This window comes from Bacteriovorax sp. PP10, assembly GCF_035013165.1.
Taxonomy (GTDB): Bacteria; Bdellovibrionota; Bacteriovoracia; order Bacteriovoracales; family Bacteriovoracaceae; genus Bacteriovorax; species Bacteriovorax antarcticus.
The window spans coordinates 660,745-682,914 of record NZ_JAYGJQ010000002.1 but is presented as its reverse complement, the minus strand read 5'-3'; the positions used below and the strand labels follow the sequence as shown (position 1 = coordinate 682,914).

20 protein-coding genes are annotated in these 22,170 nt (G+C 38.6%); 7 read left to right on the top strand and 13 right to left on the bottom strand.

Annotated elements, in window-relative coordinates:
- Window positions 1-50: 50 nt before the first annotated feature.
- Genes SHI21_RS13225 through SHI21_RS13210 form a run of 4 tightly spaced genes read right to left on the bottom strand, consistent with a single transcriptional unit; the run spans window position 51 to window position 4,783 of the window.
- Window positions 51-536 carry a hypothetical protein gene (locus SHI21_RS13225; protein ID WP_323577073.1) on the bottom strand — a complete coding sequence of 162 codons (486 nt, stop codon included), beginning with the start codon at window positions 534-536 and terminating at the stop codon, window positions 51-53.
- The gene (locus tag SHI21_RS13220) at window positions 533-2,107 is read right to left on the bottom strand and encodes a C45 family peptidase (RefSeq protein ID WP_323577071.1); all 1,575 of its coding nucleotides are present in this window, start codon (window positions 2,105-2,107) and stop codon (window positions 533-535) included. Before SHI21_RS13220 ends, SHI21_RS13225 begins: the two co-directional genes overlap by 4 nt.
- Window positions 2,104-4,224 carry an MMPL family transporter gene (locus SHI21_RS13215; RefSeq protein ID WP_323577070.1) on the bottom strand — a complete coding sequence of 707 codons (2,121 nt, stop codon included), beginning with the start codon at window positions 4,222-4,224 and terminating at the stop codon, window positions 2,104-2,106. The genes SHI21_RS13220 and SHI21_RS13215 overlap by 4 nt, the downstream gene beginning before the upstream one ends.
- On the bottom strand, window positions 4,214-4,783 hold the full coding sequence (locus SHI21_RS13210) for a LolA family protein (RefSeq protein WP_323577069.1): 570 nt from the start codon (window positions 4,781-4,783) through the stop codon (window positions 4,214-4,216). Before SHI21_RS13210 ends, SHI21_RS13215 begins: the two co-directional genes overlap by 11 nt.
- Window positions 4,784-4,870: 87 nt before the next feature.
- On the opposite strand from SHI21_RS13210, the gene SHI21_RS13205 reads away from it, so the two are divergent.
- The 4 genes from SHI21_RS13205 to SHI21_RS13190 are packed head-to-tail and all read left to right on the top strand — an operon-like array spanning window position 4,871 to window position 7,715.
- Window positions 4,871-5,131 (top strand): acyl carrier protein, encoded by a 261-nt coding sequence (locus SHI21_RS13205; RefSeq protein WP_323577068.1) that lies wholly within the window; start codon window positions 4,871-4,873, stop codon window positions 5,129-5,131.
- A complete protein-coding gene (locus SHI21_RS13200) occupies window positions 5,131-6,318 on the top strand; it encodes a beta-ketoacyl synthase N-terminal-like domain-containing protein (RefSeq protein WP_323577067.1) in 1,188 nt (395 codons plus the stop codon). Before SHI21_RS13205 ends, SHI21_RS13200 begins: the two co-directional genes overlap by 1 nt.
- Window positions 6,311-7,042 (top strand): beta-ketoacyl synthase chain length factor, encoded by a 732-nt coding sequence (locus SHI21_RS13195; protein ID WP_323577066.1) that lies wholly within the window; start codon window positions 6,311-6,313, stop codon window positions 7,040-7,042. The genes SHI21_RS13200 and SHI21_RS13195 overlap by 8 nt, the downstream gene beginning before the upstream one ends.
- Complete coding sequence (locus tag SHI21_RS13190) at window positions 7,032-7,715, top strand: polysaccharide deacetylase family protein (protein ID WP_323577065.1); 684 nt, start codon at window positions 7,032-7,034, stop codon at window positions 7,713-7,715. The genes SHI21_RS13195 and SHI21_RS13190 overlap by 11 nt, the downstream gene beginning before the upstream one ends.
- Here the strand turns inward: SHI21_RS13190 and SHI21_RS13185 are convergent.
- From SHI21_RS13185 to SHI21_RS13150, 9 genes are all read right to left on the bottom strand, one after another.
- Window positions 7,707-8,390: a response regulator gene (locus SHI21_RS13185; RefSeq protein ID WP_323577064.1), complete on the bottom strand. Its 684-nt coding sequence runs from the start codon at window positions 8,388-8,390 to the stop codon at window positions 7,707-7,709. The genes SHI21_RS13190 and SHI21_RS13185 overlap by 9 nt on opposite strands.
- Window positions 8,383-11,079: a sensor histidine kinase KdpD gene (locus SHI21_RS13180; RefSeq protein ID WP_323577063.1), complete on the bottom strand. Its 2,697-nt coding sequence runs from the start codon at window positions 11,077-11,079 to the stop codon at window positions 8,383-8,385. Before SHI21_RS13180 ends, SHI21_RS13185 begins: the two co-directional genes overlap by 8 nt.
- Window positions 11,072-11,608, bottom strand: coding sequence for a potassium-transporting ATPase subunit KdpC (kdpC, locus tag SHI21_RS13175; protein ID WP_323577062.1), 537 nt, complete (start codon window positions 11,606-11,608; stop codon window positions 11,072-11,074). Before kdpC ends, SHI21_RS13180 begins: the two co-directional genes overlap by 8 nt.
- A gap of 9 nt (window positions 11,609-11,617) precedes the next feature.
- Entirely contained in the window at window positions 11,618-13,636 is a 2,019-nt protein-coding gene (kdpB, locus tag SHI21_RS13170; RefSeq protein WP_323577061.1) for a potassium-transporting ATPase subunit KdpB, read from the bottom strand.
- Between the two features lie 11 nt (window positions 13,637-13,647).
- Window positions 13,648-15,339, bottom strand: a complete 1,692-nt coding sequence (kdpA, locus tag SHI21_RS13165) for a potassium-transporting ATPase subunit KdpA (protein WP_323577060.1) — start codon at window positions 15,337-15,339, stop codon at window positions 13,648-13,650.
- Window positions 15,340-15,348: 9 nt separating this feature from the next.
- Entirely contained in the window at window positions 15,349-15,432 is an 84-nt protein-coding gene (gene kdpF / locus SHI21_RS20695; protein ID WP_410198829.1) for a K(+)-transporting ATPase subunit F, read from the bottom strand.
- 246 nt (window positions 15,433-15,678) lie between these two features.
- Entirely contained in the window at window positions 15,679-16,488 is an 810-nt protein-coding gene (locus SHI21_RS13160; protein ID WP_323577059.1) for an alpha/beta hydrolase, read from the bottom strand.
- On the bottom strand, window positions 16,472-18,244 hold the full coding sequence (locus tag SHI21_RS13155; protein WP_323577058.1) for an Lnb N-terminal periplasmic domain-containing protein: 1,773 nt from the start codon (window positions 18,242-18,244) through the stop codon (window positions 16,472-16,474). The genes SHI21_RS13160 and SHI21_RS13155 overlap by 17 nt, the downstream gene beginning before the upstream one ends.
- 175 nt (window positions 18,245-18,419) lie before the next feature.
- Window positions 18,420-18,890 carry a DUF3015 family protein gene (locus SHI21_RS13150; protein WP_323577057.1) on the bottom strand — a complete coding sequence of 157 codons (471 nt, stop codon included), beginning with the start codon at window positions 18,888-18,890 and terminating at the stop codon, window positions 18,420-18,422.
- A 92-nt stretch (window positions 18,891-18,982) separates the two neighbouring features.
- Here SHI21_RS13150 and tsaD point away from each other — a divergent pair, with 92 nt between their 5' ends.
- Genes tsaD through SHI21_RS13135 form a run of 3 tightly spaced genes read left to right on the top strand, consistent with a single transcriptional unit; the run spans window position 18,983 to window position 22,169 of the window.
- Window positions 18,983-20,047, top strand: coding sequence for a tRNA (adenosine(37)-N6)-threonylcarbamoyltransferase complex transferase subunit TsaD (gene tsaD, locus SHI21_RS13145; RefSeq protein WP_323577056.1), 1,065 nt, complete (start codon window positions 18,983-18,985; stop codon window positions 20,045-20,047).
- Window positions 20,047-20,862 carry a 16S rRNA (adenine(1518)-N(6)/adenine(1519)-N(6))-dimethyltransferase RsmA gene (gene rsmA, locus SHI21_RS13140; RefSeq protein WP_323577055.1) on the top strand — a complete coding sequence of 272 codons (816 nt, stop codon included), beginning with the start codon at window positions 20,047-20,049 and terminating at the stop codon, window positions 20,860-20,862. The genes tsaD and rsmA overlap by 1 nt, the downstream gene beginning before the upstream one ends.
- Window positions 20,859-22,169, top strand: coding sequence for an OmpP1/FadL family transporter (locus SHI21_RS13135; RefSeq protein ID WP_323577054.1), 1,311 nt, complete (start codon window positions 20,859-20,861; stop codon window positions 22,167-22,169). The genes rsmA and SHI21_RS13135 overlap by 4 nt, the downstream gene beginning before the upstream one ends.
- Window position 22,170: the final 1 nt, after the last annotated feature.

Sequence of the window (22,170 nt, the reverse complement as noted above, 5' to 3'; positions counted from 1 at the left end):
GGTAAATAATTGCGACTGACAGGATGGCCAAAATCACCAGTAAAAAATAGTTAAAGGACTTTTTCATAAGCAGTTACATCCACCACGACCGTAATATTATCTTTTGCTACCGATATTTGTGAAACCTGGTTTTCTGTGTTGAGTTCTATCTTCACAGGAATCCCCCACACGCGTTTAGAGCAGTGCTGGCCTTCGCAGATAGATCTATCCCAGTCGTACATGTCTTTAATCAATGAAAGCAATTGCAGGGCATGTCTATCTTCTAATGGCATGAGCTCTCTATTAATGTAGAGGTCTTTTGTGTAAGCGACTTTGTTTTCTTCATACTTAATCATCGTCATGTCCATGGGGCCCAGACCCACGACGACAAAACGCTCTTTAGTCCATTGATTGATCCCCACAAAACTCATTTCATTGGTTTTAGTCGTGACCTTTACGTTGTGATGATAAGTCCCAAAAGGAAATAGTTTTACTACTGGAGTTTTGGGTGTTGAGGCACAAGAAAATAAAAATAAGAGAGCGAGGTATTTTATCATTTCAGTTTTTCCTCTAGGTATCGTCTTTGTTTTTCATAGGGAGGATAAAAGGCCAGGGCCTCTTTCCAATAAATTTTGGCCTGGGCGCTGTTATCTAAGCATTTCATAGAATAGTCCCCTGCCAGGCGACTTTTATCATAATGAACAAAACTCTTTTTTGTTAACAGGTTTAAGATCTCCCCCGTTTGGCGGCATTCGTTTTTTGCCAGATGTCTTTTTCCTTCAATGACTTTCATCATTGAATCCTGCCAGCTTATATATTCAGCTGTCGTCATCGAATCAGCTGAAAGCTCTTTCACGACGACTGGGTATTTTTTTTCAAAACTTGCGGTTAAGTCATAACCTAAATACTTGCCGATTGTTCCTGGCCCCAGGTTAACAAACAGAATGTTCTTTTCCATATCGTAGATAAGACTTTGAGAAGCAATCATGGAATCTATCGCCCCACGATTTCCAAGGTGAGTTTGGCGTCCATCAAAGAGAGATCTGTCTCTTAGGATTTGAACCGTCTTGCTGATGGGATCTTTATAAGTATTTTCAGTGATCAGCTCTAACCCTCGTTTTTTTCTTAAATCAGATGTGAGCTCCGTTTTTCTTTTAGCATTGATCGTATCCTTGGCCCAGATTTCACTTTCTAAGTGATTGGCCGTGACTTCAGATTTCGTCAGGATCTTTACATTCATTCTAGCTGGAGACTTCTCGATAATGGCCACTCGATTTGTTTTTCGATCTCCGATCACAAAAATTTCAGCGATAAATGTTTTAGCATTTTGAAAAATAAGAATCGCTTCTTCCAGTGTGCGAGCTTTTAAAAGGACGTTTTTTACAACAATTGTTGTCGGCGTTCCTACTCTTGAAAAATCATCTGATCCAGCAGCATTTATCGAAGCATAGATCCCTTGATCATTGATACCTGAAACAACACCTACCATTCCCGGCCAGACAACAGACAAGTAAGCGTAACCCTCTTGTGGGTAAACCCATTTCATCACTTTCTCGCGATCAAAGATTCCATCGATATCAAAATCAAAATTGCGTCCAATCACCCATTTGTTTTGTTCAGATTGAATTGCACTGACAAAACATCCCATATCTACGCGGTCTTCATCGACAAACATTTGCCCGACTTCATGAAGCCCATGATAAGCAATTTGTCTGGTGTAATTAGTCGTGAGTCTTTGGAATTCATCTGGAGCATACTTGGAAATCCCCTGCATTTCTTCCAGTGAATCGCGGTCGATATGTTTGTCGACATCGTGAAACCATAACATCAATGTACTAAAGAATATTTTTTGAACAAAACTATTTCCAATAAATTGGTCTAATTTTGAAACCATCAACGTCTCTTGCATTCTTAAAACATCAGAGGTGTATTTTCCAAACTCTAGTCCACGATGGTAACTGGCCCCTTGCAAAATGATATGGCGGTGAGAGTTTGCTGTTCTTTCAATAAAGATCGCAGGAGGTCCACTTCCATCTTTGATATCAAGAGGAATGGCCGTTCCTAAGTAATTGGCAAAAATTCCAAGTGAACACACAATTAAAAGAAGAGAAAATAAAATATTTTTCATGCTTTACCAGCTTTAATAAAAACTGCCGGCAACACAAAAAATGTCCCGTAGAATACACCAATCATTCCTACGACTAAAACTAATCCCAGGTCTTTTAAGATCGGGTGATTGCAAAATAACAATGGAGCAAAACCTAAAAAGTTTGTGATCCACGTTAAGATTAACCCAAAATTGAAAGATGATTCTGTTTTGACACTTTGATTGCTCTCAGTGAATAAATCTGTTGTAAAAATCCCGTAATCCACACTTAATCCATAAATAAGAAAAAGTCCCAAGAGAGTCATGAAACTCATTGGGAAATTGAAATACCTATATAGAAGCCCATAAAGTCCTAGGGCAAATAAGAATGGAATGAGACAGATTAGTGACTTGACGACACTTCTGTATTTAATAAAAAGTAGAACAAAAATAAGTAAAAAAGTAATCGGTATAAAGTGAATCACTTCATCCGTCATTCTCTTGGTAAAATTTAAAAAGATTTCAACTAAACTTTCGGCACCGGGAATATTTTCTTTGATCTTCTTCTCTTCAAGCTCCCCACCTTTCACAAACCATAGGTTAAGCGCTTTATCCTCTTGAACCATGTGTTTTAAATACTCTGGAGGATGCTCAAGAGTTATTCGATCATTGGGCCTAAGTGCATTAAGCTTTTCAAAGAATGGTGCAAAGATTTTTTCTTTATCAGAAGTTGTTTTAAATTTGCTGTCTCTCAATTGAATCCAGCTATCAAGATTCTCTTTTTGAATATTAGCTGTCGGAATTAAAGAGTAGATACTCTCACTACGAACTCCAATCTCTTCACCTTTTTTAAAATCAGTCTCAATATCACCCCATTTTGACTTGGGATAAATCTTAAAGAAAATCTTCTCATTCTTCATTTGAGAGTAAAACCAGGTTTGTGTCTCTTCTACTTTTTGCGATGTGTAGTTAAAACGCTTAACTGATGTATCCATTTTAAACGTTGTTAAATGGAATAACCCAACCAGAGAAATAATCAATGGGATTAAGTGCCAGCGGCTTTTTTTAATGATGATGTCGTGAGACACAGGAATGTAGTCGTTTCCGACGAGTAGATACGTAAACAGATAAGATCCCATCAATGCCACTGTTGAAAAGAACATCATTTGTTTAATCAGTGGAATCTCACTGAAGATAAAAATAATGAACACGGCCAATGTCGTAAGAAACCCGTAAAGGTTACTATGCCAGACTTGTTTTTTGTCTTCTAAGAAAATGGCATGCAGACCAAAGTCTACCGCAAGACCAATGATCCCTGTACCAAAAGTAATCGTAATAGCGTGAACCTTTCCAAAAACCAGCCATGTGATAATGATGGAAACGCACACACCAAGAGCATTTGGAAGAATCAGCTTTGCGAGTTTAAATAATTTAAAGTACCAGATGAAAATTAAAGCGAAGATGGTCACAATTGTTCCCACGATTCCAACATTGTTGAGATCGCTGATAATTGTCCCTTGATTGCTTAAGTGTCCCTGGTGCACACCTATCATTACGGCATTGTACTTTGAGAGTATCACTTCAATCTCGGCACTTTTTTCAATCTGCTCAGGTTTATATGAAAACTGTACGGGAATTAAAATAGCAGGACTTCCCTTGTGCCTTAATAAACCTTCTTTCCACTCAAAGTTCGCATTGAGTTTCGTTTTCACTTTATCAAGCAGAGCTTCTTTATGATTTACCGGGTCCAGTCTCATGAACTCTAAAAGTTCCTGACCTTGTGGCCCCATAAGGACACTTAGTTTTGCCAACTCACCATTAGATAAATTTTCAAACTCAATTTTTGTGGGAGCTTTATAATTAAAAAACTGATCTCCAAGATAGCTTTTTACTAAAGGAGAAAAATCTGTCAGCGCAGGCTCACACAAAACTTTTAGAACGAGTTTGTTTTGTCTAAGCTCCTGGCAAAGGCCAAGGGCATCTTTTTCATTGGGAACAATAACATTATTCCATTGGCCCAGTTGAAATAAACTGAAGTCATGAATTTTCTCATAAGTGTCTTTAGGAAAGAATAGACTCTGTCCAGTATCGATCATATCTGTGCGCTTAACGGCCAGAAATAAAACTAAAGCACAAAGGATGGCAATACTACTTTTCATAAGTCAGTTTACTTTTAGAAAACTCAATCACGATTAAGTCATTGCTAATTTCTGTTAGAGAGATCTTTTTGATCGGAGCATCTTTACCAAGTTCAATTAAAATACTCTTAAACATCTTTGCTTCTAATTTAGGAGTGAATTCATAGACAGTATTTGAAACCGGCCTGATCGTATAATTGTCTTCAATGAATTTCTGATCAATCATCATCCACGCTTTTAAGTGTGAAATAGCATCCAGCATCTTTTTATCAAACTTTGCTGTGTCAGCATTTTTAATGACTTTACCCTCTTCCATTAAGGAAATGTTGTCGTCTTTAAATTGGAAAACAAAGTTTTTAGGGCTTTCGACTTTCCATTCAAAAAGATTTGGCCTTTCAAAGTGGATTGTCCCGCTAGATTTAAGTGTCACACCAATATTTTTTAATTCTTTGGTTTGAGAGAAATTAGCTGAAAGTTTTTTTAATTTTGCGTATTTTTGCCAAATATCCAGCGGAAATCCCAAGTTTGGAATTAAACAAATAAGGCAAAGAAAAAAAATACTAAAGTTTCGACGCGTCATCGGGTGACCATGGTTATAGACTAGGTTAGTTTCATTTATTATAATTCCCTAGATTATATCCATATCTAAAGCTAAAAAGGAAGTTCTATGACTGGCGACGAAAAACTGATTCAAGAAATTGCGACATTAATCTCGGAAGCCACAGGACAAAAAAATATCGACCTTTCATCTGTAACTGGTGAAACGAAACTGACTGAAAATCCTTTTAACCTCGACTCTATTGATATTCTTGAATCTGTTGCAACTATTGAAGAAAAATACAAAGTTTACATCGTCGACGCTAAAGATGGTGCAAAGCATTTTCAAAGTCTGCAAACAATTGCTGATTTCGTAAAATCAAAAAAATAATGCATTCATCTCAACTCTCATTTTCAATTACAGGTATGGGGTCAATCACTCCTGCTGGCAGTGGCATTAATCCGTTATGGGAAAATTGCCTGAATAGCACGAGCTTTATTAAAGCGGGTCTTGGCCATATTTCCGATAATGATATTCAAGAACTTTGGAATCAATTATTAACTTCGAAATGGTTGGTTAATAAACCTGCCTATTTTTCAAGGTCTCTACTTTTTACTCTGCACTCGATTACTAATGCTATTGATCTTGCTGCATGGACTTCACTTAATGAAACCGATGTCATTATCATTGGAACGACAACCGGCCAGATTAGTTTATGGGAAAAAGAGTTGATCCAACTTTTAAAAGTAGAATCCCCTCTGCCGGTTGATACTGATAAATTATCAAGGCAGCCGATGCAAAGTCTTGCTGAGAGCATAAAGAGTGCATTGAATTTTCCTGGAAAAATTCTCATTCTCGCTTCTGCTTGTAGCGCTTCGACTCAAGCGATCATCACTGCCCACAATTATCTTGCAACTAATAGAGCACAAAGAGCGATTGCTGGTGGAGTTGAAGAGTTAAGTGAATTAACAATCAATGGATTTAATTGTTTAAAACTTTTAAGTCTTGAACCATGTAGACCCTTTGATCAGTCCCGAGTGGGAATTAATCTTTCTGAAGGTGCTGCGTTTTATACAATTGAAAAACATCCGACGGTCACTCCTCTTGCCTATTTATATGCAGGAGATACATTTTTAGATTCATACCATATGACCTCACCTAGTGTTGAAGGTACGGGAATGCAAAAAGCTCTGCTTTCTGCTTTAAAGAAAAACAATCTTTCTCCAGATGATATTTCAATGGTTCATGCTCATGGCACAGGATCTATTCAAAATGATCAATCTGAGTCTCACGCTCTTTTAAATATCTTTTCTCACAAACCACCAACCATCAGTACAAAAGGTGTTCATGGCCACGCTCTGGGAGCTAGTGGTGCTATTGAGCTGGGGATTTGTTTGAAGATTTTAAATGAAGGTGTGATTCCACCTGTCACTGGTTTAGTAAATCAGGATGAATTAATTGCTCTAAATCTTCCAGTGGAAACAGTAAAGCAAGACATTCGCTTTATTGCTAAAACCACACTTGGTTTTGGTGGAGTGAATTCTGCTTTTATTATTGGGAAGGTGGCCCATGCTTAAGTTAGTCGCATTTTCTAAAAAAAGAACTATTGATCTGCAAAGTGAGCTTGATGATGAAAGCAACCGCAAGAAATCATCGAATATGCTTTTTGCGATCGCTGCCGCTAATGATATTTTTGAGCAATTAAAAACTCATGACTTTTTAAAGAATACTTTGATCGATGTTATTTTTTGCACTGGTGAAGGTGAACTTTCTCAAACTTTTGAGTTTTATAAAAATTTAGCCAATGGTGAACGTACGAGACCACTAGTTTTCCAAAACAGTCTTCACAACTCAACATTAGGCGCTCTTTCACTTGCGGTCTCTCACATTGCTTCAGGGACAACCCTTAGTAATGGTGACATCTCTTTTGAAATGGCCCTGGACTCTGCTTTGGCATCTACTTCAAGTAACCCGATTTTAATTATTGGGACAGATGTTTATAGTGAAAAGACTTTAGAGATTAAAAAGCAAAACACTTATCATGAGCAAGTTGATTTAGTCAGCGGCTCTTGTGCTGGTCTTTTTATTCCGACAAGCTCTCCTTTCTACGATCAATTTATTGCTCCTGCGATTTCTGATATCCAAATCAAAAACAGCAAGACGACTCACACTGATTTTTTTCCTTCTTATTATCCATCTAATGGTCTTGAGCTTATTCATGAGGCCTTAAAGACTTCTTCATCGTTTTCTTTTAATCGTCCTCAAAACTACCAGATTCAGATTAGTGCCCATGTTGAATAACTCTTTATATGATTACTTCACTGGGAAATGCATTCGTCGAATTGCTTATAAAGACTCGCCTAAAAATGCAGTCTATTTAACTTTTGATGATGGCCCAAATCCCCTGTGTACACCTCAAGTTTTAGATCTTTTAAAAAAGCATCAAGTGCGTGCGACTTTCTTTCTCATTGGGAATAAGGCCAAAGCAGAGCTTGAACTTACAAAAAGAATTCAACAAGAAGGTCATCATATTGGGAATCATTCGATTGATCACAATACAAAAAGGTATTTTTCTGGCGCTGCTGGAATGACCGACTGGTTAAAAGAATCACAAGAGATTTTTGAAAAGCTTCAGATCAAAACGATTGGCTTTCGCTCTCCGGTAGGAATCAAGACGCCGCCTCTTAATAAAATTTTATCTGAGAAAAACATTCCGTTAATTCTTTGGGATGTGCGCTTTTATGATACGAAATACGGATTAAGTGTAAAGGCCGTAAATAAAAAGCTTCCGTCTATTTCATCTGGAAGTATTGTTCTTTTACATGACAGTCATCAAGCGTCTAAACAAAACGAATTTCTACTAGCACTTGAGCATTTGATTATTGAATGCAAAAAGAAAGGTCTGAGTTTTCTTCCTTTAGAAGAATCCATGATCACTTCTAGTTTTGCTGAAAAGTATTCTCAACTAAGCTAGTGGCCTAAGCCTATAACCGACCCCTGATTCATTTTCAATAATTTCCCCTGCACCAGCACTCGCGCTGTCTAATTTCTTTCTTAATTGCCCGAAATACACGCGCAGGTAATGAGTGTGCTCAACAGAGTTGGGTCCCCAGATTTCTTTTAGAATCATTCTATGAGGAACCAGCTTTTCACCATTACGTAATAAGATTTTAAGCAGGTCATATTCAGTCGAAGTGAGTTTTAATTCATGATCAGCATAAGTCGCTTTATGGGTGGCCTGATTTAAACTTAGTTTCCCAAAAGTTAAAACCGGTCTCGTCTCTTCTGTCTTAGAATGCCTGATTCCCACTCTGATTCTTGCCAAAAGCTCCGGTAAACTAAAAGGCTTTGTCAGGTAGTCATCTGCGCCGTTATCAAGAGCGAGAACTTTATCTTCATCATTATCTCTCACGGTTAAAAAGATAACCGGAACTGTCGACCACTCTCTGAGTTTGATAAGAACTTCCACTCCATTCATATCCGGCAGACCGTGATCCAGGATCACTAAGGATGGTTTCACTTCAATAATTTTTTGAAGTCCTTCCTGCCCAGTTTGAGCTTCATGTACTTCGAAGCCACTGGCCTCAAGTGAGACTTTCAAAAATTTGCGGATAGATGTTTCGTCGTCGATAACTAAAATCTTATTCATTTTCATTCACCAATTCTGTCATAGAGGTTGGGATCTTTTTCTTTGGAAGTGTTATTTTATAACAGGCCCCTTTAAATTTATCAGAAAGCTCAATATGCCCCTTATGAAGCTCAATAATGTTCTTCACGATAGCTAAACCTAATCCTAATCCACCGGCCGCTGAGTTGGGAAGTCTAAAAAACTTTTCAAAGATATCATCTTTATATTTGTTTTGAATCCCAGGCCCATTGTCAGTGAAATAAAGAGTGAATTCTTTTTGACTGTCATCTTCCAGCATAATTCTTATTTCCGCGTCTTTCCCGGCATAACGAATAGCATTTGAAACTAAATTGCTAAAAGCGTGAAGAAGCAACGTAAAGTCTGCTTCCAAAAGATCTGCTTGATTGCCACTGATTTGAATATTTTTAGCACCAAGTTCATCTCTCCCTTGATTTTTTAGATCATGGAAGAATTCTTCAAAACTAAACCACTCACGCTTTAGGGAAAAACCTTCGCGTTCAAGACGACTTAAGTCCAAAAGATTTTCAACAACTCGGTTAAGTCGTTTAGCAGAAGAGATAATCTCTCCAGTTAGAAGCTCACGTGTCTCTGCATTTTCGACCACTACTTTATTCGTTAAAGCAGAAGCTGAACCAATCAATGCGGTCAGTGGTGTACGCATTTCATGAGAGACAGAGTTAAGTAATGTCTCGTGAAGTTTTTTAGACTCTTCAGCTAATTTTAGTTTCTGAGCTTGTCTTCCGAAGATTACGCGCTCAAGTGCCAAAGAAGCTTGCTTCATTAGAGAGTCAATTAAGATTTCCTGTTCAATATTAAACTGCTTCTTTTTATCCTCTGGATAAAATAAAACTGTTCCTAACACTTCACTCTCACCTGATAGCGGCATACTGATACAATCAGCAGCTGATAAGGTCGCTGTCGACCATCCGGCCTTTTTGTTGTGGTGATATGACCAGATCGCAACCGAGTAGTCTTTCTCATTTAATAAAAGATCGTTGATTAATGTTTTTTCACTTTGGTCACTAACGAGAATCTTAACGTTTGTTCCAAAGTTATCTTCCAGTGTTCCTCTTAGGAAATGAATGATTTTCTTTTCATCAGATTGAGAAGAAAGCTCTTTCGTGAATTCATAAAGCGTTCTGGTTAACTTTTCTCTGCGCTCAAGAATTTCTTCCTGACGCTTAATTTTAGAAGTAAGTATCCCACCAACCAAGGCCGCGATGAAATAAGATACGACCATGAGAATATCTTCTTTAGTCTGAATCGCTAAGGTAAACTTAGGTGGAATAAAAAAGAAGTTCCAGATGAAAGCACTTAAGAAAGCACAATAAATTAATGGACCTCTCGTTAAGAAAGTCGAAAAGAATAAAATGGCCACCAGGAATAAAGATCCCATCGAGCGATAGCCCATAAAGGGAGTAATCCCATAGGCCACAATTGAAATAGCTAAAATAAGCCAAGTCGCTCCGTAGTAGCTATAAAAAGAAGTGTTAATTTTAGGAAGTGCCTTAAAGATTTTTGAAGTCAATCCTTTGTAGACCGGAAGTCTTTCAGAGCGAATAACGTGAATGTCGACTTCGCTTTTTGAATCAACTAAGCGATCGAGAATATTTCCACCCAGGAGAAGATCTTTGAACAAGCGTTTATCAGGGCGCCCTAAAATGATTTGCGTAATACGTTTATCATTACATGTTCTTCTAAAAGCATTTAGAAGATCAGTATCCATGCTGGTAATCAACTCACCACCAAGGTTTTGGACTAACTCAATATTAGCGCGAAGCTGTTTTTGATCCTCTTCAGAAAGATTCTCTCCTGTTTGCACGTAAAGAGCGAACCAAGGACAATCAATCATTGAAGACATTCTTCTCGTCGACCTAATAAGTCTTTCTGAATATGGACTATGGCTAATACCAACTAAAAGTTTTTCACTGGTCTTCCAGCCACCACTTAAACCTTTAAGCACCATCTGGTCTTGAAGCTCATGATCTACTTTTTCAGCGATAAATCTTAGAGCTAATTCTCTTAGAGCAATAAGATGCTCGATCTTAAAAAAGTTCTCAGCGGCACGATCTGCTCTATCACCCAGATAAACTTTTCCTTCTTTTAAACGAAGGAGCAACTCTTCTGGTGCTAAATCGACAATTTCAATCTGATCAGCAAGATCGAAAAAATAGTCAGGCACAGTCTCTCTAACATTGACTCCAGTGATTTTTAAAACCGAGTCCTTGATACTTTCGATGTGCTGAATGTTAACTGTCGTATAAACATCAATCCCTTTTGCCAGGATCTCTTCAATATCTTGATAACGCTTTTTATGCCTCGATGATTCAATATTACTGTGGGCCAGTTCATCCACTAAAACCAAATCTGGTTTCTGTGAAAGAATCGCCTCTAAGTTCATCTCTTCAACATTCGTATTTTTATAAGATACAGAAATTTTTGGAATTTTAGGAATCGCTTGGCTCACTAATTCCGTTTCAGCACGGCCATGAGTTTCCACGACTCCGATAAAAACATTTTCTCCGCGAGCAACTTTCTCAGCTCCCACTTTAAGCATGGAGTATGTTTTACCAACACCAGGGCACATACCTAAAAATATTTTAAGCTTTCCTCTTTTTTTCTGAGGCTCCATGCGATTCACGGCCTTCAGTAAATCTTCTGGATTAGGGCGATCGTTATTATCATTCATGAACTAGTGTCTCCAAACTTAGGTTCAACCTTAGCACATTTACTCTCTCTTCACCCAGAAAACCTAGTTGTCTTCCTTCAATATTTTCTTTCACAAGTTTAGTAACCACCTCAGGATTTAATCCCCTAGACTTTGCGACACGCTCAACTTGAAGATAGGCCGCATCGGGAGAAATATGTGGATCGAGTCCACTGCCTGAAGTCGTAAGTAGATCATAATCTAACCCTTTGTCTTTTCTTTCTTTAACAGCAGCTTGATGATCTTTATTTGTTAAAGCGTAGTTAGAAGCACCACTTGCAGATGCATTGTATCCTGCGGCCGACGGTCTTCCCCAGAAGTACTTATCGTTTGTAAACTCTTGAGCGATCAGACGTGCACCAACTTTTTGGTCTTTGTACATGACGATTCCGCCGCGTGCCTTTTCGGCAAAGAATATTTGGGAAATCCCATAAACGAATGCAGGATAAATCCCACCGACAATCACTGTCAGCGTACAGAAAATTAACAGACCTTGTTTTATAGTTTTCATAAATTCCTCTTAAATCAAATTAATCATAATATCGATCAGCTTAATCCCAATAAATGGAGTGACTAATCCTCCAACTCCATACAGAAGAATGTTTCTTCTAAGTAATGCACTCGCTCCGATTGGTTTATAAGCAACACCACGAAGAGCTAATGGAATTAAAGCAACAATAACTAAAGCATTAAATATGACCGCGCTCAATATAGCAGACTTTGGAGAAACTAAATGCATCACATTGAGCACGGAAAGCGGGCCAGCTCCATTATTAGTTGCGTATAGAGAAGCAAACAAGGCAGGTAGGATTGCAAAGTATTTAGCAACGTCGTTAGCGATACTAAAAGTTGTCAGCGATCCACGAGTCATTAAAATTTGCTTTCCTGTTTCGACAATTTCAATCAGCTTCGTTGGGTTACTATCGAGATCGATCATGTTCCCAGCTTCTCTTGCTGCTTGAGTCCCAGTATTCATCGCTACTCCAACATCTGCTTGGGCAAGTGCTGGAGCATCGTTTGTTCCATCCCCTGTCATTGCGACCAGGTGACCTTTTTCTTGTTCATCTCGAATACGTTTTAATTTCATTTCAGGAGTTGCTTGTGCCATGAAGTCATCGACACCAGCTTCTGCTGCGATTGAGGCCGCAGTTAATGGGTTATCCCCAGTAATCATGACGGTTTTAATCCCCATTTTTCTAAGCTCTAAGAAACGCTCTTTAATGCCGTTTTTAACAACGTCTTTTAAATAGATCACTCCGATAACTTTTTCGTTTTCACAAACAACTAAGGGAGTCCCACCACTTCTAGCAATCGTTTCTGCTGCTTTCACTGTTTCGGCAGGCATTTTCCCACCAAGACTCACAATGAATTTCTCAATAGAATCAAGGGCACCTTTTCTAATTTGTTTTGATTCATGGTTCACACCACTCATACGTGTTTGAGCTGTGAAAGGAACGAACTCAACTTTTAGGACTTCGTTTTCACGGTCAAGCTTAGCGTATTTTGTTCTAGCGAAATCAATAATAGATCGCCCTTCTGGAGTTTCATCACTCATTGAAGCAAGGTGTGCGATTCTATACATTTCAACTTCATCAACATTAGGAGCTGAAATAAATTCAGTCGCCATTCTGTTTCCGTAAGTGATTGTTCCTGTTTTATCTAATAATAAAATATCAATATCGCCTGCTGCTTCAACGGCACGTCCACTAAGGGCGATAACATTCTTTTGAATCAAGCGGTCCATCCCTGAAATACCAATGGCACTTAGAAGTCCACCAATCGTAGTTGGGATTAGACAAACTAGTAATGATACTAAAACCGGAATGCTCACATGTTCACCAGCATAATCAGCAAAGAACTTTAAAGTCACAACTGCAGCTAAGAATACTAATGTCAGCGCAGTTAATAAAAGTGATAGAGCGATTTCATTCGGAGTTTTTTGTCTACTTGCTCCTTCTACTAAAGAAATCATACGGTCTAAAAATCCTTCTCCCGGATCCATCGTAATTTTAATCACGATCCTGTCACTAAGAACTCTCGTCCCACCAGTTACTGCACTTCTATCTCCACCACTTTCTCTTACTACCGGAGCAGACTCACCTGTAATCGCCGACTCATCAACTGAAGCTAAACCTTCTACGATTTCACCGTCAGCTGGAATGATGTCGTTTGTTTCGCAAACAACCAGGTCCCCTTTTCTTAATTCCGTTGCATTCACTTGGGATTCTGTTTTACCTTTAAGCAATCTCGCCAACGTTTGAGTTCTGGATTTTCTTAAAGAGTCTGCCTGAGCTTTCCCTTTCCCTTCAGCAATTGCTTCTGAAAAGTTAGCAAATAAAACAGTAAACCAAAGCCATAAGGCAATTTGAAACTCAAACCAGTTAAACGTATTTGTTAATAAAATGCATGTTGTGATCAGGGCCCCAATACCAGTGATAAAGATAACTGGATTTTTAATGAGGGTCTTAGGATTCAATTTAATGAATGAATCCCCTATTGCTTGTAAGTATATTTCTTTTGTTAGTATTTTTTGTTTCATATATATCTCTATTAAAAAGTTTTTTCCTGAATAAACATGATCTGCTCAACAATCGGTCCAAGGCTTAAGGCCGGGAAGAATGTCAGTGCGCCAACAATGACAATTACGCTGACCAAAAGAAAAACGAATAAAAAGTTGTCTGTCTTAAAAGTCCCTGATGACTCTGGCATAATCTTTTTCCCAGAAAGATTTCCTGCTAAGGCCATCACTGGAATTAAAACGGCAAATCGTCCCATTAACATCCCAAAACCTAAAAGGCAGTTTAAAATGGGAGTATTGGCATTAAGTCCTGCGAATGCACTTCCATTATTTCCTGCGGCCGAAGTTAGGGCATAAAAGATTTCACTGAATCCATGAGGACCTTTATGCATCAAGCTCGACATAATCGATGGAGTCAGAAGACTAAAAGCTGTCCCGAATAGGATCACAAAACTTGGAGCAAGAATTCCGATGATGGCCATCTTGATATCGAAAGCTTCGATCTTTTTTCCCAGGTACTCTGGAGTTCGTCCAACCATAAGTCCTGCAATGAAAACTGTCAGGATTACATAAAGAAGCATCCCATATAACCCACTTCCGATACCGCCAAAAATGATTTCACCAAAAAGCATGTTCAGCATCGCCACTCCTCCTGCTAATGGAGTCAGAGATGAGTGCATAGCATTTACAGAACCGTTACTTGCTGCTGTGGTAAATGTTGACCATAAGATTGAGTTCGTTACACCAAAACGTACTTCTTTTCCTTCCATGGCATAATGGTTAGCAGTCAAAGAGTTACTTTGATATTCAGACCACAACGAAACACTGAGCCCCATCACAAGAACAATCATCATGGCCGAAAATAAAATCCATCCTTCTTTTGGTTTATTAATCATGTAACCAAAAGTTAAAGTCAGTGCCGCTGGAATTAACAGAAGAGCTAACAATTGAAAGAAGTTCGATAACGGAGTTGGGTTCTCATAAGGGTGTGTACTATTTGTATTAAAAAATCCCCCACCATTTGTTCCCAATTGTTTAATCGCAACTTGAGAAGCAACTGGGCCTTGAGAAATCATTTGCTCTTTACCTTCCAGTGTTCTCACCTGTTCTGGTGCAGAAAAGTTTTGAATCACACCTTCTGAAGATAAAACGACGGCCCAAAGAATTGATAAGGGAAGAAGTACATAAATAATCGAGCGATTTAAATCTAGCCAAAAATTCCCCAGCTTCTTTGACTGGTTATTTTTGAAAGCGCGGATAAGCACTAATAAGACAGAAAGCCCTGTCGCCGCAGAAAAGAAGTTCTGTCCGGCAAGAGCAACCATCTGCGAGAAGTGACTCATCGTCGCTTCACCAGCATATGATTGCCAGTTAGTGTTGGTCATAAAACTAATGGCCGTATTTAATGATAGGTGCCAGCTTAAGTTTGGCAGATGGGCAGGGTTCAAAGGCAAGCTGCCTTGGAACATAAGAACTAAAAAGACAAATAAAAATCCGATAAAATTAAAAACAAGTACGGACAGCAAATACTGCTTCCATCCCATTTCCTCTTTCTCGTCGACACAGCAAATTTTATAAAGTAGCTTTTCAAAAGGAGAACCGATCTTAGTTAAAAGATTTGATTGTCCTGAAAGCGACTTGTGAAAAAATGCTCCGAGAATAGGAGTAAAAAGAACCAAGGCAAATAACACAAAAATGATTTGTAAAAAATCATAACCATTCATAAAAAACTCCTAAAATTTATCCGGATAAATCAAACAGTAAAAAAGATAGATAAACACACCAACCGAAATTAGCCCGGTCAAAATGAAGTCCATAAAAACCTCCGAGAATCATATTGAACACAAGATCATACTAGCGAAATTTGGATCAAGATTTAGTAAGGATTGGGAGTCTCTCCCGTAAAGATTTAGTAAAAATGATCCAAACTGTTGAGATCCTTGGAATCTTACAACTTTATTTAGGACATAAGTTACTTAAAATTAGCTCAATATCTAACCTTAAAATGGCCCTAACAATGTCGTTTTAAACTAATTTGTAGAACTTTATAAATTGGTGGAAGATTATTTTAGATTTTGGACATATTTCAAAAATAAGTCGCGATACTTTTGGTTTTCAACAAAAAAGACATCCCCATGCCCTCGTACATTAAAAGTCCAAAACTCTTTATGTGGGTTTGGGATTTTATTAAACAAGTCTTGCCCTAAGAAATAAGCAATCACGAAGTCTTCAGTTGAGTGAATAGAAAGAACAGGCATCGTTAAATGCTTGAGCTCTGGATTGGCCGTATAGTCATTACTGATAAGATACTTAAAGAGTCTGTTGGTTTTTTCACGAGCGACTTCTCTCGGGCTTAAGAACGTTGAATCTAAAACCAGAAGTGAGATTTCATCTCTGTGATTAAAATCCTCTAATGATCTAAGAGCAATCGCCCCTCCTAAACTCTGAGTGTAAACGATGAACTTTTCATACCCACCTTTTTTAAAATCACCATAAGCATAATTTAAAAAGGCCAGCCCATCTTCCGATACACCTTTAGGGTAAGGCTTTCCTTCACTTAATCCATAACCTCTATAATCAAAAATGAGAATGTCATAACCATGTTCGGCCATCCAGACAGCATTCACAAAATGAGAAGTTAAGTTTTGAGCGTTCCCATGAAAAAACACCAGTAGGTTTTTAGGATTCTTCGTTTTAGAAAATAACTTCCAGGCAGAAAGCTTCGTCCCATCAAGAGAATTAAATGTGAAGGCCTCAAACTTAGTTTTAAACTGATCCGGGTGCGCGTACAGGTATTTATCAGGTTGATAAATAAGTGACGTACATCCTGTTAAAAACAAGCATGCAAAAAGTATTTTAGAAAAATTGCCCATAAGTCACCTGGTGGATCACTGTATTTTTCTTAAAGCTTCCAAACTGCGAGACAACAGAACTTTCAAATCGGTAGTCTCTTTTATTATCTGTAAAAAATGAATGGCGAAGACCAAACTGATTGTAGTAATCATCAGCTATCTTCTTAGTAGCATCAAAACGGATTTCATTATAAAGACCGATTTTATACATTTCTCCCAGCTGAGCGTAGAAAGAAATTTCTGATCCTGGCCCTGCACGGAATCCTTTCTTTAAATTGCTACTCACTTCTCCGAACACTCCTAACATCACACTAAAAACAGTCTTAGGAGATCTAAACGACAATCCACCATAAGCATTTCCGTTAACCTTATGGCAAAGCTTGCAGTCTAAATCATAGATGCGCTCATTGGTAACTTTTGCTCTCCAGGACAATTGTGGATCATAGAATCTATATTCATGAAGTGATATCAGATCGACGACAGTAATCTTATCGTAATCCACCTTCTTATTTTTAAAGTCGTAAATTAAAGAAGCATTTAAAAAATCGAATTGAGAAAAAGCATCAAAGCCACGATCATTGCTCATGAGATCGTGATAACCCTGTTTAATTTCAAAACCAGCAAGTGTGTTGTGATTTTCTACGCGAGTGAAAAATGAAAACTTTTGCGGATTATGAGAGAACTCAGGCATATTTGATTGATCATATATTTCCTTAACCATCTCGGCCTTGGGAAGTGTCGCACGCTTAATAAGCGCTTTACGAAGCATCTTTTGTTGCCCCTCACTTAAGCTATGTTTTATTCGATAGTGAGTGAAATCCAGGTATCCAATCACTGCATCTAAAACTTTTGTATTCGTGATTCCTTCTGGCAATTCATCCATATCAACGATGTCTTTGACTTCACTAATTTCCGCAGGCGTTAAATGCTCCCACATCTTTGCGACTTGTTTTTTCAAACTTGGTCTATAGTTAGTCGATTTAATTCTTCCATCTAAAGTTGAGAAGTGTTTTACCATCTCCCCTGGAAGATAATACCATCTGGCATGAGCGTTCACACGGACATCATCTTTGTAACCAACAGCGATTAAATCAGCGAGAACTGCTGAGCAGTTTTCATCAGCGAAATAATAATCAAAGTACGTCGTCTGATACAATTCCCATAGGTGATTAATCGTTCTATCAAGCTCTGCAGGAGTCATTGAAAGATTGTATTCAATCAGGTCTCTCGACTCTCCATTATTGTACTCATTAACTTTCGTATAATATTTTGTGACTTCAAAAAGTCCTTTGTATCCACCGAAGAATCCTTTAAAAGCAAAGATAAGCCCCGGATCATCTTTCTCAGGAACAGCAGAAAACGCGACAGCGTAATCAAGTAAGTCATTCTTCTTATCTTTTTGATTAAGTCTTAGAAGAGTATGCCCAAAAAGCGATGATGGATTGTTTGGATAGGAAGAAGAAAAGATCAAAGTGATTGATTCAGCATTCAGACCGGCCTTCCATTCATCAAGCTCAGGACAAGCAATAACTGGAGCATCTTTTAATAATCCAGACTCTTTAAAAAATTCATAGCGCGCTCTAAAAACACACTGAGGATGATAATTAAACCAGCCCACTTTCATATTAGGATCAAAAAAAGCTGAAATCGTCGCTCGTAATTCTGCTTCGGGATTTTTCTTTCCATTAGGAGATAGGAAAAACTTTTCACCATCAGCAAGAGACTCACCTTTTTTAAAGTGCAGAAGTTTTTCCCAATACTTGTAATCAAAATCCATTGATTTAGCTTGGAGACTCGCGACTGAAAAAATACTTAAAAATAGAAATGCAAATGAGTAAAAACGCATGATGAATCTGGTCCTTGGGATCAAATAAGCTAGATGGGAAAATCATATGCGGATTAAAGTCAGATGAAAAGAAGAACGCTGCCGATTTCTCGGCAGCGATTAAAAACTAGATAAGTGAACAAGACGCTGAAAGTGCAGCGTTGTTTCTGATTTGAGCTTTTACATTGTTGTAAAGTTCAACACCAGTTGTGTTTGCAGATGGAAGAACTGATTCGTAGTTTGATTGAACCATTGATCCGAAAGCTTCAGAGTTGTTACATCCGTAAACAGATGCAAAAGAAGCTACGAATTCCCCATTTCCACGTGCCATTTCTACAGCAAGTTGGTTCATGTTAGCTTCAGCAAAGTGGATTCCTTTTGCGTCGTTCTTTACGATTGAGTGCTTAGCGCATCCAGAAGTCCCAAGCGTCATAGCGATTGAGTTTGAAAAAGTAGCGTTAACGATTGCTCTTGTTGAAGAAGATACAAGAGATTGCTTAGGAGCAACTTCGTAACCCATTCCACAACCCGAAGATGAGTCAGCTGCAAATACAGAAGTAGTAGCTACAAGTGCCAAAAGTCCGATAATTAATTTCATTTAAGTCCTCCTTGAACCATGAATGTTTTTCATTCTGATTAGGTTGATGTATTATGGCGAAAAACTCAATAAAAAAACTACAAATTCTAAAGATGAAAGAAAAAATAATACTCGGAATCGAGACCAGTTGCGACGACACATCCTTTGCTCTTATCAAGGGAAATCCAGATGATTTGGGGCAAATTCCTACACTCCTTGCTCATCAATCTTTCTCACAAGAGTTGATGCTTGCTAAATGGGGAGGAGTTGTTCCGGAAATCGCTGCGCGTAATCACCTTGAGAAGATCACGCCTCTGCTTGACTCATGTTTCAAACAGGCCCAAATATCTATCGAAGACATAGATATTGTGGCAGTTACCACTCACCCAGGACTATTAGGGCCATTACTGACTGGAATTAACTGTGCAAAAACTTTATCGCTTATGCACAATCTTCCAATCGCGTCAGTGAATCATCTCTACGCTCACCTTGAGGCAATTCACCTTACCACAAATGTCCCATATCCCTATTTGGGACTTTTAGTCAGCGGCGGGCACAGTATTTATTTAAAAGTGACTTCTCCAACTGACTTCGAAATTCTGGGGAATACGATTGATGATGCTGCCGGCGAAGCCTTTGACAAGGGTGGCAAGCTTTTGGGCCTTGGATACCCGGCCGGAAAAATTATTGATGACCTTGCCTTAAACGGCGATGCTACAAAATATAAATTCCCTATTTCAATGCTTGATTCAGGCGATGCAACTTTAAGTTTCTCAGGTGTAAAAACATCTTTGAGAAATTTCATCGAAGCTCACCCGGATAAAGATTTTAAAATGGAAGATGTGTGTGCTTCTTATCAACACGCGATTGTTGAAGCACTTTCTCGCAAACTAAAAAAGGCACAAGAAATTGGTAACGCTCAAAATCTTCCAATTGTTGTTGGTGGTGGTGTTGCTTGTAACTCTGAACTAAGAAGAAACCTGCATAAGAATTTTTCTAACGTTCATTTCGTTGCTCCAAAATTCTGTACAGACAACGGTGCCATGATTGCAAACTACGCTCTTCGTATTTTTCATCATGCCATCTCTTTTCCTGAATGCCTGGCACTGGATGCTCGCGGACAGTTCGTATCTAAAAAACATAAACTTGAAGAGCAACGTAAAGGCGAAAAATTATAATGAACAAATTAGAACTACCATTAGCGAATAAAAGCTTAGGACAACACTTTTTAAAAGACCAAGGTGTGATCTCTCGCATTTGTTCAGACTTCAAAGGCGAAGCAGAAGCTATCGTAGAAATCGGGCCTGGCCCTGGTATTCTAACTGAGTCGCTTGCAACTCGCGCGAAAGAAGAAGGTATTCCATTTTTTGTTATTGAAAAAGATGACCGTTTTCCTGATTACCTTCGCCAGTTTATTCATGAAGATCAAATCACGATGACAGATGCTCTTGCCGTTAATCTTAGTGAATGGTTCAAAGAAAAAGGAATTGCAGATAAAAAAATCTGGTTGGTGTCTAACCTTCCTTACAATATTTCAACTCCACTTTTAATTAACTTTCTTCAAGCGACAGAAATTAAATTCATGACGTTGATGTTCCAGAAAGAAGTTGCAGATAAGGTTTTCCCTTTTTCGACAACGAGAAACTTCATGGGATCTCTTCACGCTCTAAACCAGGCCTACTTCGACAGTGCTCTTTTAATTAAAGTTCCACCAGGAGCTTTCGTTCCAGCACCAAAAGTTGACTCAGCTGTTTTAACGATGACGAGAAAAGAAATTCCTCTAGTGCCAATGGAAGAGTTTCATAAATTAGAAAAATTCTTAAGACTCCTGTTTTCTCAAAGAAGAAAACAATTAGGTGGAATGCTTAAGGCCTCTTTCCCAATTGAATTGATTCAACAAAGTTTTGAGTCCATCAATGTACCTTTAACGATTAGAGGGGAAGCACTGACACTTGATCAGGTTCTTAATCTCTACAGGATGTTAAAAAAATGAGAATCCTCGCTGTCTTATTAGTTTTAGTTTCAATGAATGCTCATGCAAGTTACCCTGAACTTTTCGGTTCTAGTTTTACAACGTCGGGAATTGGAAATCAGGCCAACCTTGATGCCAACGATCCAAGTAACAACTACTACGCTCCTTCAGTTTTAGGTTTCTCTGAGAACTTCAACGTTGTTCTTCAGGCGACATCAACAGCGGTTCATTTCAAACCAATTAATAACATCACAGTGACAAACAGTATTAACTCAAACAATTCTCCGACAACGGGAAGTGCACGTACTGATTATCCAAAATTTTATGGGACTGCTCTTCACGCAGCTGTGCCTGTTGGTGGAAAAAACCATTTAGGGACACTTGCTCTTTCAGTATTTTTACCAATTGGGGATATCGTTAGATCAAACTCAGGTGACGCTTTTAAACCTGAATACGTTATGTATCGCTCTCGTCATCAAAGAACGTCGGCCTTCATTAACTTCGCTACCAAGTGGAATGACACTCTGGCCTTTTCTCTTGGAACAATCTTAGGATTCCAGGCAACGGCCGATGTTTCTACTAACATGAGTTTAAATGGTGCGAGTTACGGATCATGGGCCAGCGGTCAGTCGAAAGTTTCACCTTCACTAGGTGCTATTGTTTCTGTGACAAAACGCTTTGACTTCATGACGGCATACTTCACTTACCAACAAGAGATGAAATCGAATCTTAAGGCCATCGTTCACGGGGAAATCACTAACCCTTCTCTGGCACTTTTTGATTCGTCGATGAACTCGATGATTTTTTATGATCCACACACTTTCCGTCTAGGAACACAATTTTCTGGCGGCAACTTTGAGTACTACGCTGGTCTTGAGTACCAGATGTGGACTAACTACAAAGCTCCGACAATGGAAGTAGTAAAAAACGGTGGGGTTATTGTTCCAAGTGCGAACTATGAAAAACTTCAAACTAGAGACACGATCAATCCAAGAGTTGGAGTTAAATACAATATCACTAACAGATGGAGCACACTTTTAGGTGCGCAATACCGTATGACTCCACTAAAGGGAGATTTCAGCGGCAGTGGAAATTCAATCGACGCTGACACCGTGATTGGAACGGGGGGAATTCAATATCGTATGGTCATTTGGTCGAAAGATGTTCACTTAGGAGCGTCTCTTCAGTATCATCATATTATGGATAAGCACGTTACAAAAAGTGCGAACCAGGAAAATGGAACGGCAGGACCAAAAATCGGGGCCCCTGGCTACGATATTGGCGGGTATATCCTAGCTGGAAGTATGGGAGTGAAATTTAATTTTTAAA

Bases quoted from the DNA above. Each gene is read 5' to 3' on its own strand.
- kdpF (WP_410198829.1), bottom strand. From the start codon at position 15,432: ATGGACTTCATTTTGACCGGGCTAATTTCGGTTGGTGTGTTTATCTAT.
- SHI21_RS13180 (WP_323577063.1), bottom strand. From the start codon at position 11,079: ATGAATGATAATAACGATCGCCCTAATCCAGAAGATTTACTGAAGGCC.
- SHI21_RS13220 (WP_323577071.1), bottom strand. From the start codon at position 2,107: ATGAAAAATATTTTATTTTCTCTTCTTTTAATTGTGTGTTCACTTGGA.
- SHI21_RS13215 (WP_323577070.1), bottom strand. From the start codon at position 4,224: ATGAAAAGTAGTATTGCCATCCTTTGTGCTTTAGTTTTATTTCTGGCC.
- SHI21_RS13225 (WP_323577073.1), bottom strand. From the start codon at position 536: ATGATAAAATACCTCGCTCTCTTATTTTTATTTTCTTGTGCCTCAACA.
- SHI21_RS13160 (WP_323577059.1), bottom strand. From the start codon at position 16,488: ATGGGCAATTTTTCTAAAATACTTTTTGCATGCTTGTTTTTAACAGGA.
- kdpB (WP_323577061.1), bottom strand. From the start codon at position 13,636: ATGAAACAAAAAATACTAACAAAAGAAATATACTTACAAGCAATAGGG.
- SHI21_RS13135 (WP_323577054.1), top strand. From the start codon at position 20,859: ATGAGAATCCTCGCTGTCTTATTAGTTTTAGTTTCAATGAATGCTCAT.
- SHI21_RS13195 (WP_323577066.1), top strand. From the start codon at position 6,311: ATGCTTAAGTTAGTCGCATTTTCTAAAAAAAGAACTATTGATCTGCAA.
- rsmA (WP_323577055.1), top strand. From the start codon at position 20,047: ATGAACAAATTAGAACTACCATTAGCGAATAAAAGCTTAGGACAACAC.
- SHI21_RS13190 (WP_323577065.1), top strand. From the start codon at position 7,032: ATGTTGAATAACTCTTTATATGATTACTTCACTGGGAAATGCATTCGT.
- kdpA (WP_323577060.1), bottom strand. From the start codon at position 15,339: ATGAATGGTTATGATTTTTTACAAATCATTTTTGTGTTATTTGCCTTG.
- SHI21_RS13205 (WP_323577068.1), top strand. From the start codon at position 4,871: ATGACTGGCGACGAAAAACTGATTCAAGAAATTGCGACATTAATCTCG.
- SHI21_RS13210 (WP_323577069.1), bottom strand. From the start codon at position 4,783: ATGACGCGTCGAAACTTTAGTATTTTTTTTCTTTGCCTTATTTGTTTA.
- SHI21_RS13155 (WP_323577058.1), bottom strand. From the start codon at position 18,244: ATGGATTTTGATTACAAGTATTGGGAAAAACTTCTGCACTTTAAAAAA.
- tsaD (WP_323577056.1), top strand. From the start codon at position 18,983: ATGAAAGAAAAAATAATACTCGGAATCGAGACCAGTTGCGACGACACA.
- SHI21_RS13200 (WP_323577067.1), top strand. From the start codon at position 5,131: ATGCATTCATCTCAACTCTCATTTTCAATTACAGGTATGGGGTCAATC.
- kdpC (WP_323577062.1), bottom strand. From the start codon at position 11,608: ATGAAAACTATAAAACAAGGTCTGTTAATTTTCTGTACGCTGACAGTG.
- SHI21_RS13185 (WP_323577064.1), bottom strand. From the start codon at position 8,390: ATGAATAAGATTTTAGTTATCGACGACGAAACATCTATCCGCAAATTT.
- SHI21_RS13150 (WP_323577057.1), bottom strand. From the start codon at position 18,890: ATGAAATTAATTATCGGACTTTTGGCACTTGTAGCTACTACTTCTGTA.